Here is a 4640-nt window from a genome sequence, read left to right on the forward strand (position 1 = left end):
GTCTTGAAGCCGTTGACGTGCTCGAACTTGACGTCCGGAAACAGCTTCGCCACCTTTTGCAGCGGCTCCATATATCCGAACGATGTCGCGAAGATCAGCTTGTTGCCATCGGCGGCGAGCTGACGGAACACGCGCTCGGAATCGGCGGTCTCCGGCACATTCTCGACGAAGGTGGTCTTGATCTTGTCGCCCATCGCCTTTTCGAGCGCGAGGCGAGCCATGTCATGCTGTTGGGTCCAGCCGCCATCGGTGCGCGGCCCCAGATAGACGAAGGCGACCTTGAGCGGGTCGGCGGCAAATGACGCCACCGGCGCGGCCGCCATGAAACTCGATGCAATGAGCAAACTGAACAATTTGGCGATATGTCGTGACTGCATAGCCCTTCCTTCTGGTTGGAACCTGGTTGGTGGAGGAGACCGGCTCACGCGGAGGCGTGAAAGCTGCGACCGAGGGAGGCCGGTTGATTGAGCAGGATCGTCTTGGGATCGCGACAGATGATCACCAGCACGATGATGGTGGCCGCATAGGGCAGCATCGACAGGAATTCGGTCGGGATCGGCAGCCCGAACCCCTGGGCGAACAGCTGGAACTGGGTGACGCCCCCGAACAGATAGGCGCCGATCACGACACGGACGGGCTTCCAGGTGCCGAACACGACCAGCGCGAGCGCAATCCAGCCTTTGCCGGCCGACATGCCTTCGACCCACATCGGCGTCTGCACCAACGACAGGTAGCCGCCGGCAATGCCCGCCATCGCACCACCGAACATCACCGCCAGATAGCGCGTCGTCAGCACCGGTTTCCCGATGGCGTGCGCAACGCTTGGGGATTCGCCGATCGCGCGCAAGGTCAGGCCGGTCCGCGATCTGGTCAGGAACCACTGCACGCCGACGAACAGCGCGACCGACAGATAGACCATGATGTCGTAGTGGAACAAAAGATCGCCCAGCACCGGGATCGCGGTCAGGCCGGGAATCGTCAACGGCTCCAGCCGACTGACTGGCAACCCGGCATAATTGTAGCCGACGAAGGCCGACAGGCCGATCCCGAACAAGGTCAGCGCCAGGCCGGTTGCGACCTGATTGGTCTGCAGGTTCAGCGTCAGGAAGCCGAAGATCAAGGACAGCGCCAGTCCTGCGGCGGCTGCCGCCAGGAACCCGACCACATCGCTGCCTGTTGCGAAGGTCGCGGCGAACCCCGCCACGGCGCCGATCAGCATCATGCCCTCGATGCCGAGATTGAGCACGCCGGATCGCTCAACAATGGTTTCGCCAAGCGCGGCATAGATCAATGGCGTCGCCGCCACCACAGTGCTGGCGATCATCGGAACGAGCGGATTCATGCCGCGTTCTCCAACGGTGCGACCGGCTTCGCGGGTGCGGCCTCGGCCTCCGCGACGCGCCTGATCCGGAAGGTGATGAACAGGTCCGCGGCAAGCAAATAGAACAGCAGCAGGCCCTGGAACATTCCGGTGATCGCGGACGGCATGCCCATTCCCATCTGCGCCGACTCGCCGCCGAGATAGAGCAGCGACATCAACAGCGCGCCGCACACCACGCCGATCGGATGCAGCCGTCCGATCCAGGCGACGATGATGGCGGCAAAACCATAGCCCGGCGAAATCTGCTGCTGCAGCCGTCCGATCGGACCCGCCACTTCGCAAATTCCGGCAAGTCCGGCGAAAGCCCCGCACAACAGCAGCGCGACCCAGATGTTGCGCTTCTCGGAAAAGCCGGCATAGGCGGCGGCCGCCGGCGCCAGGCCAGCGACCTGCATGCGAAAGCCGGCAAACGTCTTCTGCGCGAACACCCAGGCGGCCGCGGCCAGCACCAGGGCGTAGACGATGCCCCAGGTTACGCGGGTGCCGTTGATGATGACCGACATCGTCTCGGCATCGCCAAAACCCTGGGACTGCGGATAGTTCTGGCCCTGCGGGTCTCGCCACGGGCCGTGCACCAGCCAGGACAACAGCAATTGCGCGATATAGACCAGCATCAACGTCACGAGAATCTCGTTGGTGTTGAAGCGGGTGCGCAGGAAGGCGGGAATCGCGGCCCAGGCCATGCCGCCGACCATGCCGGCCAGCAGCATCAGCGGCATTGCGAAACTCGAATCGCTGTCGCCGAACCACAGCGCAACGCCGCCGCCGGCAATCGCGCCCATCGTGAGCTGTCCCTCGGCGCCGATGTTCCAGACGTTGGCGCGAAAGCCCAGGGCCAAGCCCAGGCCGCAAAGCAATAGCGGCGTCGTCTTCAGCAGCAGTTCGCCGAAGCCATAGGTCGTCGACACCGGCTTGATGAAGAACAGATAGAAGGCCTCCACCGGGTCCTTGCCGAGCGCGCGGAACAGCAGGAATCCGGTCACGAGCATGCCGAGCGCCGCCAGCAGCGGCGACACGAAACCCATGATCGCCGAAGGCGTCGCGCGCCGCTCAAGCCTGAGCATCGACAGTCTCCAAATGCGCATCCGCGGACGCAGCCGCCTCGTTGACCCGATCGCCGAACTTGCCGCTCATCCAGATTCCGATCTGTTCGATCGAGGTCTCCGCCGGCTTGACCGAGGGCGACAGCCGCCCTTCGGCCAGCACGGCGAGACGATCGCTGATCGTGAACAGCTCTTCGAGCTCTTCGGAGATCACCAGGATCGCGACGCCCCGGTCGCGCAGATCGATCAGCGCCTGCCGGATCAATTGCGCCGCGCCGACATCGACGCCCCATGTCGGCTGCGCCACGATCATGATTTTGGGTTGCAGCATGGTCTCCCGGCCGACGATGAACTTCTGCAGATTGCCTCCGGACAGGCTGGAGGCGGCCGCCTGCTCGCCGCCGCATTTGACCTTGAAGCGCTCGATCACCGTCTTGGAAAACGTCCGCATCACCGCAGGATGGATGAGGCCTCGCAGCACCATGCCCTTGCGGGCGCCGGTCAACAGCGCATTGTAGGCCAGGCTCATCGGCGGCACCGCGCCGCGCCCGAGCCGCTCTTCCGGCACAAAGGTCAGCCCGACCGCCCTGCGTTGCGCCGGACTGAGATTGCCGACCGCTTGCCCGAGCATCCTGATCATCGAGCCGCCGCTCAGACGTTCGCCCGAGAGCGCGGTCATCAGTTCCTTCTGGCCGTTTCCGGACACACCGGCGATGCCCAGAATCTCCCCGCTTCGCACGGTCAGGCTGATGTCCTTCAGTGTCGTGCCGAAAGGATCTGGCGTCCCCATGGTCAGGTGCTCGACCTCGAGCCGCGCTTCCTGGGGCTCGCGCGGCGTCAGATGACACTCGGCGAGTTCGCCGCCGATCATCATCCGGGCGAGGCTCTCATTGGTTTCGTCGCGGGGAATGGCGGTGCCGCTGACACGGCCGCCGCGCAGCACGGTCGCGGTATCGCAAAGCGCGCGAATCTCATCGAGCTTGTGGCTGATATAAAGGATGCTGCAGCCTTCCGACGCCAGCCGGCGCAGCGTCTTGAACAGGACCAGGACGGCCTGCGGCGTGAGCACCGAGGTCGGCTCGTCCATGATCAGGAGCTTGGGCTCCTGCAGCAGGCAGCGCACGATCTCGACGCGCTGCCGCTCGCCGACCGACATGCTGTGAACCAGACGGTATGGATCGATCGGCAATCCATATTTCTCCGACACGTCGGTAATCCGGGCCGCGAGCACCGCGGTCGGGACCGGCTCGTCCAGCGATATCGCAATGTTTTCCCAGACCGTCAGCGTCTCGAATAACGAGAAATGCTGGAACACCATGCCGATGCCCATGCGGCGCGCCTGGGATGGCGCGGAAATGATCTCGTACTGGTCGTTCCACAGGATGGTGCCGGCGTCCGGCTTGGTGACGCCGTAGATGATCTTCATCAACGTGCTTTTGCCGGCGCCATTCTCGCCGAGCACCGCATGGATCTCGCCAGGACGGACGCTCAGGGAAACGTCGTCATTGGCCACCACGCTCGGGTACCGCTTGGTAATACCGGTCAGCACCAGCCGCGGCTTCAGATCTGCGGATTCCGGCCCTTGCATGTTTCCTATCAGTTTCGGCCTCAAAACAACTGCCGCCCCCCGGCTGCGATCCAAAGGCACAAGCAATCCGCGCGCCAACTCGGCGAAATCCGCCTGAAGGCTGTCGGTCAGGGCTCAGAATCAAGGACAGCCGCTAGAATGGGCATCTCGCCAGGCCAAAACCTGCTGCCGACCAGGTTTCCGGGGTCTCGCGTCGTTAATGGATCCGATGATCGGTGCGGGACGTGAGACAGCCGCGAATGGATGCGCTTCTCAATGAGATCCTGCCGCGGCATGACCTCCGTCTACTTCGCGTCGGGCGCGATCAAAACATGGTTCGCCTTAGCAGCTCCGCATTCCAGCGAGAGCCGTGCCGGATCGGGCGATCGCGTGCAATTGTTGCAGAAGCCAGATCGGCCGATTAGCATCGACAGCGCGCCCACGGAATTCGGCTGGGCTGACGGAGGTGGAATGCCCGATACTGACGCGCCTGATCGCACCCAGCGCACTTATCAAGCGGTCGGGAACTGATGGAGGGCAAGCTGAAGCGCCTCCAGCCGGCTCGGCGCGGGATCGTCGGCGCGGCGCGCACCGATCCGCTGGTCGCAACCACGCCAGGCCGCCGGCTCGCGAGCCGCTAGTGCAAGAT

The 4640-nt window shown here is 63.9% G+C and carries 4 protein-coding genes; all 4 read right to left on the reverse strand.

The window, feature by feature from the left end; all coding sequences use genetic code 11:
* On the reverse strand, positions 1-323 hold a 323-nt coding region (locus tag WCB02_RS42120; RefSeq protein WP_423968984.1), incomplete at its 3' end, for a BMP family ABC transporter substrate-binding protein.
* A 98-nt stretch (positions 324-421) separates the two neighbouring features.
* The gene (locus WCB02_RS42125; RefSeq protein WP_423968978.1) at positions 422-1342 is read right to left on the reverse strand and encodes an ABC transporter permease; all 921 of its coding nucleotides are present in this window, start codon (positions 1340-1342) and stop codon (positions 422-424) included.
* A complete protein-coding gene (locus WCB02_RS42130) occupies positions 1339-2445 on the reverse strand; it encodes an ABC transporter permease (RefSeq protein ID WP_423968980.1) in 1107 nt (368 codons plus the stop codon). Before WCB02_RS42130 ends, WCB02_RS42125 begins: the two co-directional genes overlap by 4 nt.
* Entirely contained in the window at positions 2432-4012 is a 1581-nt protein-coding gene (locus tag WCB02_RS42135) for an ABC transporter ATP-binding protein (RefSeq protein WP_423968982.1), read from the reverse strand. Before WCB02_RS42135 ends, WCB02_RS42130 begins: the two co-directional genes overlap by 14 nt.
* Between the last annotated feature and the right edge of the window lie 628 nt (positions 4013-4640).

It is taken from the genome of Bradyrhizobium sp. (assembly GCF_049581145.1).
GTDB lineage: Bacteria > Pseudomonadota > Alphaproteobacteria > Rhizobiales > Xanthobacteraceae > Bradyrhizobium.